This is a genomic window from Nodosilinea sp. FACHB-131, assembly GCF_014695395.1.
Taxonomy (GTDB): Bacteria; Cyanobacteriota; Cyanobacteriia; order Phormidesmidales; family Phormidesmidaceae; genus Nodosilinea.
Genome location: NZ_JACJOF010000010.1, coordinates 1 through 14,969, shown reverse-complemented (window position 1 = coordinate 14,969; position 14,969 = coordinate 1). Strand labels below are relative to the sequence as shown.

At 57.8% G+C, this 14,969-nt stretch carries 10 protein-coding genes; 4 read left to right on the top strand and 6 right to left on the bottom strand.

What is annotated here, in order from left to right:
• Positions 1-3: 3 nt before the first annotated feature.
• Both H6F75_RS05300 and H6F75_RS05295 read right to left on the bottom strand, forming a co-directional pair.
• Complete coding sequence (locus H6F75_RS05300) at positions 4-657, bottom strand: hypothetical protein (protein ID WP_190749948.1); 654 nt, start codon at positions 655-657, stop codon at positions 4-6.
• A gap of 374 nt (positions 658-1,031) precedes the next feature.
• A complete protein-coding gene (locus H6F75_RS05295; protein WP_190749946.1) occupies positions 1,032-1,940 on the bottom strand; it encodes a metallophosphoesterase in 909 nt (302 codons plus the stop codon).
• Between the two features lie 301 nt (positions 1,941-2,241).
• Between H6F75_RS05295 and H6F75_RS05290 the strand changes: the two genes are divergently transcribed.
• Both H6F75_RS05290 and H6F75_RS05285 read left to right on the top strand, forming a co-directional pair.
• Positions 2,242-3,141, top strand: a complete 900-nt coding sequence (locus tag H6F75_RS05290; protein ID WP_190749944.1) for a cation diffusion facilitator family transporter — start codon at positions 2,242-2,244, stop codon at positions 3,139-3,141.
• Between the two features lie 625 nt (positions 3,142-3,766).
• Entirely contained in the window at positions 3,767-4,948 is a 1,182-nt protein-coding gene (locus tag H6F75_RS05285; protein WP_190749942.1) for a glycosyltransferase family 4 protein, read from the top strand.
• Between the two features lie 76 nt (positions 4,949-5,024).
• On the opposite strand, the gene H6F75_RS05280 is transcribed toward H6F75_RS05285, so the two are convergent.
• The 4 genes from H6F75_RS05280 to H6F75_RS05265 all read right to left on the bottom strand — a co-directional run bounded on the left by H6F75_RS05280 (position 5,025) and on the right by H6F75_RS05265 (position 8,267).
• The gene (locus H6F75_RS05280) at positions 5,025-5,564 is read right to left on the bottom strand and encodes a GAF domain-containing protein (protein WP_190749940.1); all 540 of its coding nucleotides are present in this window, start codon (positions 5,562-5,564) and stop codon (positions 5,025-5,027) included.
• A 200-nt stretch (positions 5,565-5,764) separates the two neighbouring features.
• Positions 5,765-6,487, bottom strand: a complete 723-nt coding sequence (locus H6F75_RS05275; protein ID WP_199303766.1) for a hypothetical protein — start codon at positions 6,485-6,487, stop codon at positions 5,765-5,767.
• A gap of 42 nt (positions 6,488-6,529) precedes the next feature.
• On the bottom strand, positions 6,530-7,201 hold the full coding sequence (locus tag H6F75_RS05270) for a glutathione S-transferase (protein WP_190749938.1): 672 nt from the start codon (positions 7,199-7,201) through the stop codon (positions 6,530-6,532).
• 280 nt (positions 7,202-7,481) lie between these two features.
• Entirely contained in the window at positions 7,482-8,267 is a 786-nt protein-coding gene (locus H6F75_RS05265) for a transglutaminase family protein (RefSeq protein ID WP_190749936.1), read from the bottom strand.
• 310 nt (positions 8,268-8,577) lie between these two features.
• Here H6F75_RS05265 and H6F75_RS05260 point away from each other — a divergent pair, with 310 nt between their 5' ends.
• Together H6F75_RS05260 and H6F75_RS05255 are read left to right on the top strand one after the other, a co-directional pair.
• A complete protein-coding gene (locus H6F75_RS05260) occupies positions 8,578-11,700 on the top strand; it encodes an ATP-binding protein (RefSeq protein ID WP_190749934.1) in 3,123 nt (1,040 codons plus the stop codon).
• A 66-nt stretch (positions 11,701-11,766) separates the two neighbouring features.
• Positions 11,767-14,676, top strand: a complete 2,910-nt coding sequence (locus H6F75_RS05255) for an ATP-binding protein (protein WP_190749932.1) — start codon at positions 11,767-11,769, stop codon at positions 14,674-14,676.
• Positions 14,677-14,969: the final 293 nt, after the last annotated feature.

Here is a 14,969-nt window from a genome sequence, read left to right as displayed (position 1 = left end):
GCATCATAGTTTGAGCCCCTGAATAGTGGTGTTGAGGTGGGGTAGAAATGTTTCGAATAATTCTTCGTCAGAGAATGAGCCGCTGGGGTCGCCGCTGATCACCCCGGTAGCAAACACATGGAGCATGGTGCCGTCGGTGGTCACATAGCCAACGCCGCGGTCAAACAGTGCCCCATTGGGATGCTCGATGGTGTAGTCGTAGCGGAGCCCAGGCAGGGTGCCCACGGAAATGGCTACCGGCGTCTCCCCGATAAACTTGAGGGCGGGGTCAGCCACCTGCCGATCTTCTTCGATGGTGCGGTAGTGGTTGCTCACCCAGGCTTGAAGAAAATCAAGCTCTGACCCTTCGGGTAGCGGTAAGCCGCCCTGCATGGGCACCTCGCTAATGGGATGGCTAAAGCGTTCTACTGTGCCAATTAGCTCTCCGTCGGCCTCGACGCACAGCAGCACCGCATTGACGCAGGGCTCGACCTGCCAGTTTGGGGGAGCAGAGATCGGCCCCACAATGTCGGCCCAGTTAGATGGGGCCGCCTCGCCCTGGGGAGCGGGTGTTTCCGGTGTCTCCGGCGGAGCAGGGGGAACGGCGGAACAAGCCAGGAGAGTAGTAGTGAGTAAACTGATGCCGACTAGAGTCGGAAAGCGAATAGAGATTTTCATAGGTCGTCGGGAGAGGAAGACGTTGCGCCTGAGCTAGTGAGGCCAGGGTCAACGTCGGGGGCAGGGTAGGCGGTAGCGAACGTCGAGCAGAGTGCCGGTCACGTAGCCTCTAGGGAGCGATCGCATGCTTCTTAGAGCCGCAGCATCGCTTCAGAACCTTCAACCGCCAGCGAGATAATTCCGCATGGTAGGCCAAGGATTCTTCTAGTTCAGCTCCTATTTTCTCCAGGGGTTGAAGGGTTGTGAGGGCGGTTACAAGAACTGAAACGCGAGGATGAGGCTGCCATCGGCTACACCTCTCCGGGATCTAGAGTGCTTGAAGTTATGGACGTTCGGCGGGGTAGTCGAGGCACTCGAAGAGGCGACTTGGCCCCTCACCCGATCGCTAAACCCGCCGCAAAAGTCCTCTGAGCCCTATGCAGACCAATTGAAACCTCGTCATAGGCGGCATTGTTTGTATCGATGGCTTTGACCTCAATGCGATCGGCAAAGACGCTAAAGGCGGTAAACCCGAGCTGAGAGCTAGCAGTGGCTGTCCAGACAGAGCGGTCAACCGGGCGCAGCTTAGCGCCATTGCCAGAGGTAATGTAGGTGGTGCCGTCGATCGGTTCTGTTCTTTCGTAGTTGTGGTCGTGGCCGTTGATGTAGAGCTGCACGCCATGTTCTGCAAACAAAGGCGAGAGCTCGTCAATCAGCGATTGATGGGACCCGTGGCTGCCGGACGAATAGAGCGGATGGTGGGCAAACACAATCTTCCAGGGAGCTTGCGATCGCCGCAGCTCGGTCTCAAACCAGTCGAGTTGAGCCATCCAAGGCGATTTGTCGTCGCTGTCGATGGCCTGGGTTGTATCGAGGGCAAAAAACTGCACAAACTGCCGAGTAAAGGTGTAGTAGCGTCCGGCCATGTTGTAGCCTGGATAGCTAACCTGATCTTCCCCGTTGTTGGTGCGGATGTCGTGGTTGCCCAAGACAGCATAGAACTTGATATTTTGCCGCAGCAAATCGGCATAGGGCTGCTCAAAAACCCGGTCAATCTTTTCGATTTCACCATCTTCATAGATGTTGTCCCCGGTGAGCAAAACCAAGGCAGAAGCCGCCATCCGCTGCCGCTGAATCATCGCCTGGGCCACGGCGTGTTGTTCCTCGGCCCCCGTCCCCACATCCCCCGCAGCCATAAAGTTGAGCAGCGCGCCGTTCCCCGCCGGAGTTCGAGTCCAGTAACGCCGCCCTACCGCTGCGGCAAAACCACCAAGGCCTAAGGACAATAGTGCTCGACGTTTCAAGGGTGCTAGCTCCGCTGACGCTGGGGGCGAGCGTCTATGCTCTGGCGATCGCCTGCTCCAGTCAACCCAGTGAGCCTAGATTTTTCTGGTTCTTTATGAATTCGGGCGGTCTGCAAAGCCAAGGATTACGGGTTTGTGAGAGGGTCAGGTTTTGGGTCTCAGGTTTCGGGTTTACGGCTTGCCTTAAACCAAATACCTTAAACCCTCCTACCCAACGAAAACAGCCGCGATCGCTTACCGAGGGGCAACTGGCCGTAGACTAGCTGAAAGGGTTAGCCTCTCTACTGCCTTTCCGACTGCCATGGGCGATCGCTCAGCTCGGTTTTACACCCTGCTCTCCATCGGGGCCGCTGTTTTAACTATCCTGCTTAAAACAACGGCTTACCTGCTGACCGGTTCGGTCGGGCTACTGTCCGATGCGGCCGAATCGGTGGTGAACCTGGTAGCCGCGATCGTGGCCACCTGGGCGGTAACCTTTGCCGCTAAGCCACCCGATGAAGACCATGCCTTTGGGCATTACAAAGCAGAATATTTTTCTAGTGGTGCCGAAAGTGTCTTGATTTTGGTGGCCGCCGGCAGTATTGCCTTTGCCGCCTGGGGTCGCCTGTTTGATCCCCAGCCCATCGAGCAGGTGGGTCTGGGGCTAGTGCTCTCGCTGGTGGCGACTGCTATCAATGGGGCTTTGGCCGTGGTCATGTTGCGGGCCAGTCGACGGCTGCGTTCTATCACCCTGCGGGCCGATGCCCACCATCTGCTGACCGATGTCTGGACATCAGTGGGAGTGGGGGTGGGGGTGATTCTAATTCCCCTAACGGGCTGGCTGATTCTCGATCCAATTATTGCCCTGGGGGTGGCGGCCAACATTGTGTGGGCCGGGCTCAGGCTGATGCGCGAAACCGGGTTGGGCCTCTTAGATACAGCCTTGCCCAAGGCGGACCGTCAGATTGTCGCCCAGGCGTTGCAGCCGTTTGAGGCCCAAGGCGTTCAGTTTCACGCCCTCAGAACTCGGGTGGCCGGTGCCCGGCGGTTTGTCTCGCTGCATGTGCTGGTGCCGGGGGCCTGGACCGTCAAGCAAGGGCACGACCTCTGTGAAGACATTGAGGCAGCGATCGCGCGATCGCTACCCGGCACCTTTGTTTTCACCCATTTAGAACCCTTAGAGGATCCGGTCTCGTGGGCCGATCAGGCCCTAGAGCGCTAGATTAAAGCCCACAGCTCCCTGAGGGCGCGTCCCAACTTTGCAGTTTGCCCTCTTCCCCCAGCCCCTTCTCCCAAAACGGGAGAAGGGGGGCCGGATTCAACGTCCTTCTCCCGCATTGGAAGAAGGATTTAGGGTGTAGCTTGCTTCCCGTAGGGTGGGCCACAAAAGTGGGATGCACCCGTTCCCTGGGGCATGCATTTGCTAGTATTGCCCAGCAGATTAATCAATACCTAGCGCAGTTGGGCTCGTTTTTAGAGCAAGGAACTCGCCCTAAAAAGGGTTGTGTTTTTGCCTTATTTATTGACTCAAATTTTCCTGCCATTGCTGCTAACTCTTACCAAAAATAAATCCACTTTTTCTATACCAAAGATGCAAGTTAAACCAGCCTGAAGGTAGAGATTTTTGGGTAGGTCCAATCGTCACAGCGGTATAGGCTATTAGCAGATCAGAGGCTTAGGATAACGGTACGCAAACATGTGTTTTCCCTGGGTTTGACATCCATTTAGTATCAAACTTTTTGGGTAAAGTAATGCGGTAAGCTCACACATTTTCACGACTTATTGACTAAACCTTGTGACCCAGCGCTGACGCGCCTAGCGTCATACCAAGATTAGAGGGAATCTATATGAGGATCGCCCAGGTTGCCCCCCTGTGGGAGAGAGCATCGCCTCTAGCCGACGGTGGCACTGAGCTGGTGGTGAGTTTGCTCACCGAAGAGCTAGTGCGCCGTGGACACCAGGTGACGCTGTTTGCCTCAGGCGATTCTCAGACCCAGGCCCGGTTAGTGCCGGGCTGCTATCGCGCTTTGCGTCCCCTGGGCTTACTGCCGCTGGAGTATGCCCGCTACGAGCAGCGACAGCTAGAAAGCGTCTTTCAAGCCGCTAGAGACTTTGACATCATTCACTCTCACGTGGATGCAGTGGCGCTGCCCTATGCCCATCTCAGCCCGACGCCAGTGGTTCACACCCTGCACGAATTGCTCACCCCCGCCTTTGAGAACATCTTTAGTCAGTATCGGCGGCAAAACCTAGTCACGGTGTCTAGGTCGCAGCAGCGGCCCGAGCTTGGGCTCAACTATGTAGCTGCGATACACAACGCGATCGCCCTCGACCAATTCGATTTTCATCCTCTACCCCAAGAGCCGCCGCATCTAGCCTTTCTGGGTCGCATGGCGGAAGAGAAAGGCCCGCACTTAGCGATCGAGATTGCCAAGCGCAGCGGCTGGCGTCTCAGAATGGCAGGAAAAATTGATTTTCAAAACCAAGCGTTTTTTGAGCATCAGGTGGCTCCCCTGATCGACGGACAGCAAATCGAGTTTTTGGGAAAGGTCAGCCAGCCCCAGAAAAAAGCTCTGCTTAGCCACGCCACCGCCATCCTGTGTCCCAGTACCCGGCCAGAACCCTTTGGTTTTGTGATGGCTGAGTCGATGGCCAGCGGCACCCCAGTCATGGCCATGGCCACGGGGGCGGCCCCGGAGGTAGTGGTCGATGGCAAGACGGGATTTCTCTGCCACAGCGTTGACGACTGCGTTGGGGTTTTAACCCAGGTGCATCGCCTGAGTCGCCGCGCTTGCCGAGAGCATGTCGCAGTCAATTTTAGCGTTGAGCGCATGGTCGATGGCTATGAGGCGGTCTATCGCCAGCTAGTCGGCGATGATCAAGGGCCGGTCTTAAAGGGCGATCGCAATCCCTCCGCCCCAGACCGCTCCAGTGCTCGGCAACTGGGGTCGCTGCCAATGCAGCCAGAGCGGGTCGATTTGATAGAAATTGCTGAGCACAGTCGTCCAATTCCTAAGACACAACCGTGACCTGGGTTTCTATTGGAATGATTCAGAAACTCGAATCTTGGTGTTTTGGGGCTGTATTAAACCCATCGTTCACCGGCTATTGACCCCGAATGGCAGGAGCAATAGCCAGGGTCTCTGCGCCATATAGCATGGCCGCAATATCTCCATCGGTCCAAACATGGGGGGACTGACAGTGATGGGCCACAAGCAGTCCCCAGAGATCGTCATTCACCAGCACCGGCACGACTAAATTGGCCTGCACTCGCAGCTCGCGCAGAAAATTGCGGTGACATTCGGCAATGGGCTCTGTCTCAATGTCGGCGATCGCCCGGACTCGCCCAGCTAGGTATAGCTCCGCATATTCGTTGGTGAAACATTCGTCTGGCCCAGTGGAACCAAAGATCGAAAACTGCGGATCGCTCAGGGCTTCAAAGGTTACCCGCCCTTTCCAAGGCCGGTAGAAGTAATACAACAGCACTCTATCAACGCCCAGTTTTTCTTGCAGGTCGCGGGTGGTCTCCACGATCTGGCTATCCCGCTCCAGGCTCGTCGAGAGGTGGGTAATAATCCGCTGCAAACCGGGATCTGCTCGCCAGGCTGAGTCGGGATGGGGCTGTTTAGGAGAGGACTGTTGCACAGATGGATTCGGTGTAACTTGCTAGGGAGAAACTTGCTGCTTGTATTTTAACTAGATCACGGGGTGGGCTGATTGCGAAAAGATACGGGCGGGGTGATACCCCTAGAAGCGATCGCCCCTGTCTACTCTTCAATCTCACTGTCCACCGGGTTTATACACTTTAAGCGTTCGTGGTTGGTGGTAGCGAAGACCTAACCGCCTCATCTGTCCATGGAGCCAAGCCCCAGAATGCCTGCGATCGATAAAATTGTCCCTATTAGAACGCTGTGAAAAACGTAGGTTATTAATCCAAAGAATGCCGCGCTGACGACGATTACCCCCACCAGCCGCACTGACCACAGCCAGGCAGAAGTGGCCCTAGCCGGCGCAGAGGATAGGGTTGTCGCTGGCAAGCCGTTTTGGTGCGGCCTCTCAAACTGAGAATTATTCGCTAGCTTGCTTGGCGCATCCAGTAATACAGAGATGACAAGACAGCTTAGGCCAAGGGTTTTGATCAGTGCGATCGCAGCCTGGGCATATTCCCACTGGTCACGATACCGCATCCAGTCGGTGGGCACGGGCTCGGTCAACCAGGTGTCAAACTCGGCATTCATAGGCACCACAAAGACCAGCCAGCCCACGAAGGCCAGCCCCAGAAGCACTGCTCCACCCAGCGTCCAATAGAACGCTGCACCGCGCCTGCGTACCAGAAATGCCAGCCCGATCGCCGCTAAAATGGCCCCTATGTCAAAACCCGCGCCAACTGAGCCAAACAGCCGATCAGCGTTTTCAACAATTGTGACCTCAACCCAGAGCTGCTGGTCAAACTGCATTCTCTGCGGCAGCTTTAGCAGGTGAGCCATCGACAAACTAAGACTGAGCGCAGCCAGCATCAGGGCTATGAAGCGCCCGGCTCGTAGGACTGTCGAATTGCTTTGTCCCATAGAGTCTGCCCAGGCCCGCTGATTACAGCTGAAGTTGCGCGCTCAACTCAAAAGCTCGTACTTACCGCCTCGCTCCAGCGCTTTTTGGTAGGCGGGTCGAGCGTGGATGCGATCTAAAAACGCCATCAGATTGGGACGACTGGCGTTGAGCCCCGCCCGCGTCGCGGCGGCCTCTAGGGGAAAGCTGATCTGAATGTCGGCGGCGGTGAAGTCTTCTCCGGCGAACCAGGTACTTTTGCCCAGCTCTGCCTCCATAAAATCGAGGTGTTGAGTAATTTGAGGATGAATAAATGAGTCTTTGACCCGGCCAACGATGCCTCGGGCGATTGGCTTGGCAAAGAATGGCATCGGGCTTTGCTCAATTCTGTCAAAGATCAGCTTTAGCAGCAGCGGCGGCATGGCAGACCCCTCGGCATAGTGTAGCCAGTAGGTGTAGCGCAGCCGCTCTGGAGTATCCAAGGCCGGAATCAGCCGCCCATCGCCATAGCGATCGACCAAATATTCGACAATCGCTCCCGATTCCGCCAGGGTACGATTGCCATCGGTAATCACCGGCGATTTGCCCAGGGGGTGCACCTGCCGCAGGGTGGGTGGGGCCAGCATGGTCTCTGGGTCACGCTCGTAGCGCTTGACCTCGTAGGGCAGACCCAATTCCTCAAGCAGCCAGAGCACCCGCTGGGAGCGCGAGTTATTTAAGTGGTGAACGGTAATCATTACAGCTGAAAGACCTGACGACGCCAGAACAGTTAGTCGTAGCGTTTAGGATCTTTCTTAGGTTTCTTTTCCCCACTCGAATCGGACTTAGGCTTCTTAACTTCTTTGTTGCTTTTCTTTTCCTTGCCCATGATATTTGACCAATAAAGAGCTAGTTGGTGAAATTGGGCGATGCCCAACGCGCTTTAAACGTTTCAGGTATTGGCTTAAACCTTTAGTCAGCCAGTAGGAACGCCCGCAACGGATAGCGCCGTAGCTGGAATATCCTCTATTGTAATAGTCATAGCTCTGACGGGGTTACCCAGACCTTCATTTCGGTTAGATTGATCGGCCCATACTGGGTGGCCAGAGCGACATCGGCGGCATCTCGACCGTAGGCAATGACAATGCGGTTGCCCTTGGCGGTGGGTTGGGTGGCGTCAAAGGTATACCAGCGATCGCCTACGTAGGCCTCAAACCAGGCGTGCAGATCCATCGGGTCGAGCTGGTGCAGATAGCCCACCACCATGCGGGCCGGAATCGTCAGGCTGCGGCATAGGGCAAGGCCCAAATGTACAAAATCGCGGCACACCCCGACGCGGGTTTTTTCGGTTTCAATCGCTGAGGTCGAGGCGTCGCTAGTGTCGTAGCGGTACTCAATATGGGTGTGAATCCAGTGGCGAATTGCCTCGACCTGGTCGTAGCCGGGCTCAATGTTGGCCACGATGTCGTTGGCTAAGTTGGCCATCAGGTCAGACTGGCAGTAGCGGCTGGGCAACAAAAACTGAAGCGCATAGTCGGGCAGGTTTTGCACGGGCACAAACTCGGCACCAAACTGCACATCGATGGCGTCGGCGACCTCGACGGTAGAGGTGCTGCGCACCCGCAGCTGCCCGACTGGGGCGAGCAGCCGCTGGCAGAGGTTGCCGTAGCTATCGACATAGTTGATTACGGGCACGTTGGGCCCAAGCTCTAGGTTGTCTTGAATGATTTGCTGGGCGGCCCCACCGCGCGGCCGCAGCATGAGGATCAGCGGCGAAGGCTCAGTGGTCTCAAATAAAAGCTCACACCCTGCGGTTAGTCGCATCAGATTTCCGGTAGCAGTACAGTAAAGGGTTAGTTTGACGCCAACGCGGTGTTTAGGAAAAGGCGATCGCTGGTGGTCAGACGGGTTAATTAATAGAGTATGGCGAAGTTCTTCCGTTCTGGCCCGGTGGCCGCCGAGCATTCTCTGCGTATTTTGGTGAAATCTAGCGGGTGTCCGTTTAGGCTGGGATACACGGGAGCGCAGCTGTTACCTTAGTTCAGTCAACCTCAATTCAGGCAATGGGAGAGCAAGCGCTATCGCAAGGCAGGCCAGGTTCCGCTACCAAATATCTAGTCTCCGTGCTCGCCTGGTGTTGCTGGTTCTCCTGGCCGTAATTCCAGCCTTGGGGCTGATTCTCTATACGGCAGCGGTGCAGCGTCGCACTGCCGCCGTCGAGGCACAAGAAAACTTGTTGCGGCTAACTAAGTTTGCGGCTGCCCACCAGCGGCAGACGAGTGAAGGGGCTCGACAACTGCTGATCGCGCTTTCCCAAATGCCTGACCTGCGCGAGGGCAATGCAGAGGCCTGTAATCAGCTCCTAGCCGATCTAATTCAGCAGTACAGAACCTATGTGGCCCTGGCCGTTGCCAACCGGACAGGCTACACCATCTGTAGTACATCCACGCCGACTCAGCCGGTATACATTGGCGATCGCCCGTACTTTCAACTCGCCCGCGATACCCGCGACTTTGCCATTGGCAACTATCAAATTGGGCGGATTACAAAACAGGCTGACCTCAGTTTTGGCTATCCCATTCTGGATGCTACTGGGCAGGTGGAGGCGGTGGTGATGGCCGCGCTCGATTTGACCTGGCTCGATCAGCTGGCCGCCGCCGTGGACCTGCCGCCGGGGGCAATCATGACCATCACCGATCGCAACGGAACTGTGCTGGGGCGCTACCCAAATTTCTCCAGCTGGGTAGGTGTATCGCTGCCAGATTCGCCCGTGACCCAGATTATGCTGAGTCAGGGAGAGGGGACCGCAGTAGCCAGGGGGCTCGATGGCGTCGAGCGACTCTACGGGTTTACAACCCTGGGCGATAGCGCCGCCGATCAGGCGGTACATATTCGTATTGGAGTGCCCAAAAGCCTTGTCGTGGCCCAAAGCAACCGGCTGCTGCTGCAAAACTTGTTTGCTCTAGCCGGGGTGACGGCGCTAGCCCTAGCGGCTGCCTGGATTGGGGGCGATGTTTTTTTGACGCGCAAGGTCAAGTCTCTGGTGCAGACCGCCCACCAGCTTCAGGAGGGCAACCTGGGAACTCGCACCGAGCTGTCTTACCAGTTTGGGGAGCTGGGTCAGCTGGCGCGGGCGTTTGACGACATGGCCACGGCCCTTGAGGCCAGAGAACAGGCGATCGCGGCGCTCAACCAAGACATGCAAACCCTCTTTGAGGTGATTCCCGTCGGGGTCTTAATCGCCCAAGACGCCGAGTTTAGGCAGATCAGATCGAACCCGGCCTTTGCCCAAATTTTAGGGCTTGACCCTAAGGAGAATGTGTCTTACACCCGCGTCGAGACCCCGTCGCCAGGCTACAAACTCTTTAGGGGGAGCCAAGAACTTACCCCTAATGAATTTCCCCTGCGCTACGCCGCGATTCACAACACAGAAGTCAAAGGCACAGAAGTCGACATTGTGCGAGGCGACGGCACCCGGTTCAACCTATTTGGCTACGCTAAACCACTGCTTAACCACCAGGGTCAGGTGCGCGGGTCGGTGGCGGCCTTTCTAGATATTAGCGATCGCAAACGGGCCGAGCTTGAACGGGAACAGCTCCTGCATCGGCTAGAGACTAGTCTGGGCCAGCTCGAAGCCGTCATCAACAGCATGACCGAGGGTTTGGTCATAGCCGACCCCGAGGGCCACATTGTGACGTTTAATGCGGTGGCGCTAGCGCTGCACGGCTACGACAGTGTCGACCAGGTGCAGCGGTCTGTGCCCGAGTTTGCGGACCTGTTTGAGGGTCACGATTTGCAGGGCCAGCGTATTGCCCTGGGGCAGTGGCCGATGGTCAAGGCGTTGCGGGGCGAAACCTTTCGCGATTATGCCATCCAGGTACATCGTCGCGACACCGGCAAGACCTGGATTGGCAGCTACAGCGGCACTCCGGTGCAGGATAAGCAAGGTCGAATCATTTTGGCCATTGTCACCGCGCGCGACATCACGGCCCAGCGCCAGGCTCAGCTTGAGCTAACTCGCAGCCTGGCCGCTGAGCAAGCCGCTCGGGCCGAGGCGGAGGCGGCCAACCGCATCAAAGATGAGTTTTTAGCGGTGCTGTCCCACGAGCTGCGCACTCCCCTCAATCCGATTCTGGGCTGGTCTAAACTGCTGCGATCGCGCCAGTACGATGCCGCAACGACCGATCGTGCTCTAGAGACCATTGAGCGCAATGCCCAGCTGCAAACCCAGCTGATTGGCGACCTGCTCGATGTCTCGCGGATTCTACAGGGCAAACTGCGCCTGGATGACCATGCCGTTGATTTAAGAGCCACTATTCAGGCTGCGATCGAGACAGTTCAGCTGGCGGCCAACACCAAGGCGGTTCACATCCAAACGGTGTTTGACGCCGCCGTGGGTAGGGTGTCTGGCGATCCGAATCGGTTGCAGCAGGTGGTTTGGAACCTGCTCTCCAATGCGGTCAAATTCTCGCCCTCTGGCGGTCAGGTTGAGGTCACCCTAGAGCGGGTGGTGAGCAACAGCCCCTGGCCCTGGGGCGCCGCCGCCCCGACCGGGAATGCCTCGCCCACAGCTCACTCTGCCCAAATTCGAGTTGCCGACAGCGGCCAGGGGATTGTTCCGGAGTTTCTGCCCCACGTGTTTGACACCTTTCGGCAGGCCGATGGTGCTATCACCCGGCAGTTTGGGGGGTTGGGGCTGGGGCTGGCGATCGCCCGCCACATCGTAGAACTGCACGGGGGGACGATCGCCGCCACCAGCCCTGGCCCTGGGCAGGGGGCAACCTTTGCCGTCAGGCTGCCCCTGCCGGTTGGGCTGGGGGAAGACCGCCCGCCCCTGCCCCCTGAACCCGCTGACTCTACTTCGCTGAAGGGCGTCAAAGTACTGCTGGTCGATGATGAAATCGATACCCGCGACGTGCTTTCGTTTTTGCTCGAACAGGCTGGAGCCGAGGTGGTGGCGGTGGCATCGGCGGCGGCGGCCCTCTCGGCATTACCTCAGCTCCAGCCCGATCTGTTGCTGAGCGACATTGGCATGCCCGACACCGACGGCTACCAGCTGATGCGGCAGATCAGAACCCTGCCGCCCGAGCAGGGGGGCACCATTGCCGCGATCGCCCTGACCGCCTATGCCGGAGAACTCGATCGGCAGCAGGCCCTAGCTGCCGGGTTTCAGCTGCACCTGGCCAAACCTGTGGAGCCCGAGGATTTAATTGGAGCGATCGCCACCCTGGGCATCGGCCATGCCTACTCTGCCTAAGAAACTGGGTAGGATTAAGGTTTGCTAGCCTATTCGCTCGCTTAGCTATTCCTGCTGAATCGATTCATGGCTGAACCCCTCCCCGACTCGGCGTCACCCGCGCAGCCTCCATCAGCCTCTGAGGCCGCTCGGCAGCAGGCGCTGATGCAATTGTTCAACCAGCAGGTCGAATTCACCCAGGCCAAGTCGCTCCTCCACGCCGAAATTGCTGACCGGCAGCAGGCTGAAACCGCTCTGCAAACCGAGCAGAACGTGCTGCGGGTGCTGCTTGACAACCTGCAGGCTGGCATCGTGGCCTGCAACGCCGAGGGCGTTTTAACCCTGTTTAACCAGGCGGCCCGCGAGTTTCACGGGCTGCCCGAGCAACCCCTGCCACCGGAGCAGTGGGCCGAGGGCTACGATCTGTACCGCTCCGACGGCCAAACGCCCCTGCCGCTGGCAGAAATTCCTCTCTTTCGAGCTTTGCAGGGCGAAATTGTCAACAACGCCGAGATCGTTATTGCGCCTAAAACTGGCCCCGCCCGCACACTGCTGGTCAACGGGCAGGCGATCGTCGATGCTCAGGGCAAACGGCAGGGGGCCGTGGTGGTCATGCACGACATCACCGAACACAAACAGGCCGAAGCCATGCGCCTGCGCCTGGCAGAAGAAGGCGCCCAGTTAGTCAGGGCGCAGGCGGCCCAGCTGGAGGCTGAGACTGAGCAGCGGCAATCGACCTTTCTGGTGGAGGTGAGTACGGCCCTAGCCGCATCTTTAGACTACGAACAGACGCTGCAAATTGTTGCTCAGCTAGCCGTGCCGTACTTTGCCGACTGGTGCGCGGTAGATCTGTTAAATGAGAACGGCAGCATTAGCCGTGTTGCTGTCGCCCACTGCGATCCTCAAAAGGTGCAGCTGGGCTGGGAGTTAGCCCAGCGCTTTCCCAGGCACCTAGACGATGGTTACGGCATCTCTCGAGTGATGAAGACTGGGCAAAGCGAAATTATGGTTACCATCACCGATGAGCAACTGACGGCAACTGTCACCAACTCTGAGTATCTAGATATTTTGCGCGGGGTGGGCCTGAGGTCCTGCATTGTTGCCCCTTTGGAGGCGCGGGGCCGGGTTTTGGGCAGTATTTCCTTTGCGTTTGCCGAGTCTGAGCAGCAGTATGGCCTAGGTGATCTAACCCTAGCTGAGGACCTGGGTCGTCGGGCCGCGATCGCCATCGACAATGCCCGCCTCTACCAAGCCGCCCAGCAGGCTCAGCGGGCCGCCGAAACCGCCGCCGATCGCACCGCTCGGTTGCAGACGGTGACGGCGGCGCTCTCTGAATTGCTCACGCCCGAGCAAGTAGCGGCGGTGATTGTGGAGCAGAGTGTAGCGGCTCTGGAGGCCGATGCCGCCCTCATGGCCCTGCTCAGCCCGGATGGAACCACCCTTGAGATCGTGCAATCGATTGGCTATGAGACCAATCCCCAGGAAATTCAGCCTCGCTTCTCTATCGATGCATCGCTGCCGCTTTCAAAGGCGGTGAAAACTGGTCAGCCCGCCTGGTCAGAGCCACTGGCAGAACGGCTGGCCCGCTATCCCCATCTGGCCGAGGTCTACAAACGCCATCCCTATCAGGCCTGGATCTCGCTGCCCCTGATGGTGGAAGGCAAGCCAGTGGGCGGGCTATCGCTGTCGTTTAAGCAGTTTAAGCAGCTCAGCCAGGACGATCGCGAGTTTATGCTGACCCTGAGCCGTCAGTGTGCCCAGGCCATTTCGCGATCGCAGCTCTATGAGGCCGAGCGCCAGGCCCGCGCTGAGGCCGAGCGGGCCAACCAGATCAAAGACGAGTTTCTGGCGGTGCTCTCCCACGAGCTCCGGTCGCCCCTAAACCCGATCTTGGGCTGGTCAAAAATCCTCCAGCAGCAGCGGCACGACTTGAAAACTCAAACCCGTGGCCTCCAGACCATTGAGCGCAACGCCAGGCTGCAAACCCAGCTGATTGACGACCTGCTCGACATGTCGAAAATCTTGCAGGGCAAACTCAGCCTTGAGGCCGCGCCGGTAAATCTTCAATCCGTCATTGAAGCTGCCCTGGAAACGGTGCGGCTAGCGGCTGAGGCCAAGGCGATCGCGATTCAGGTTGACTATGGTCAGGTGGGGTACGTTTCAGGGGATGCCGGTCGCCTCCAGCAGGTGGTTTGGAATTTGCTCTCCAACGCGGTGAAATTCACCCCTAACGGAGGACGGGTGGAGGTCACCCTACGGTGTGAAACGGGTACGAGCGCTGAATCTGACCCTCCTCTACCGCTCCAGAGCTACGCTCAAATTACGGTCACCGATACCGGCAAGGGCTTTATCGACGAGGTGCTTCCCTATATTTTCGATCGCTTTCGTCAGGCCGATAGCACAACGACCCGCCAGTTTGGTGGGTTGGGGTTGGGGCTAGCGATCGTGCGTCAGCTGGTTGAACTGCACGGCGGCACCGTGGCTGCCGAGAGCCCCGGCGACGGTCAGGGAGCCACCTTTAGCGTGAAACTGCCGCTGCTGGCAGAGGCGCGCAGACCGGTGGATCACCCTCAGCCTGCGCCCTTGGGGTCTAGCACTGCGCCCCTCGCGGGCGTTCGTGTGTTAGCCGTGGACGATGACGCCGATTCTCGCGAGATATTGACCTTTATTTTGGAGCAGGCCGGGGCGACGGTGACGGCCGTGGCCTCTGCGGTAGACGCGCTGCAAGCCCTCAACCAGTCAACCTTTGACGTGCTGATCAGTGATATTGGCATGCCCGACATGGACGGCTACATGCTGCTACAGCACATGACCGCTCAGTTGGCTGAACCAGGCGGGCAGGCCACGGCTTATCCCTTGCCCAAGGCGATCGCCCTGACGGCCTACGCTGGCGAAATCAATCAGCAAAAAGCCCTGGCGGTCGGGTTTCAGCGCCACTTTAGCAAGCCGGTTGGGCCCGCTGAACTGGTGGCGGCGATCGCTAGCCTGATCAATTGACGAACTGGGTCGAGCGGCCAACCCGCGAATCTGAATTACCCCCGGCTTCACACCGACTCCCGAAACCCCATTCATCGCCGATACCCCACAGGGGCATTGCACTGTAACACTCCTACGGGTTACACAGATAGGATTTAGTATCCCTCGATAGCGCGCTCTTGAATAACTCTCGCTAGAAGTTATAGCTAAAGCCGGTTAGGTTAGGACACGGCTTGCTTAAGGATTGACTCCATGGCAGCGCGCAAGCCATCGTCATGGGGAAGGAGCTTTCGAATTCGGCTTTTTAACCAACC

Excerpts from the sequence above, each read along its gene's own strand:
- H6F75_RS05290 (WP_190749944.1), top strand. The coding sequence starts at position 2,242 with ATGGGCGATCGCTCAGCTCGGTTTTACACCCTGCTCTCCATCGGGGCC.
- H6F75_RS05285 (WP_190749942.1), top strand. The coding sequence starts at position 3,767 with ATGAGGATCGCCCAGGTTGCCCCCCTGTGGGAGAGAGCATCGCCTCTA.
- H6F75_RS05300 (WP_190749948.1), bottom strand. The coding sequence starts at position 657 with ATGAAAATCTCTATTCGCTTTCCGACTCTAGTCGGCATCAGTTTACTC.
- H6F75_RS05265 (WP_190749936.1), bottom strand. The coding sequence starts at position 8,267 with ATGCGACTAACCGCAGGGTGTGAGCTTTTATTTGAGACCACTGAGCCT.
- H6F75_RS05275 (WP_199303766.1), bottom strand. The coding sequence starts at position 6,487 with ATGGGACAAAGCAATTCGACAGTCCTACGAGCCGGGCGCTTCATAGCC.
- H6F75_RS05270 (WP_190749938.1), bottom strand. The coding sequence starts at position 7,201 with ATGATTACCGTTCACCACTTAAATAACTCGCGCTCCCAGCGGGTGCTC.
- H6F75_RS05255 (WP_190749932.1), top strand. The coding sequence starts at position 11,767 with ATGGCTGAACCCCTCCCCGACTCGGCGTCACCCGCGCAGCCTCCATCA.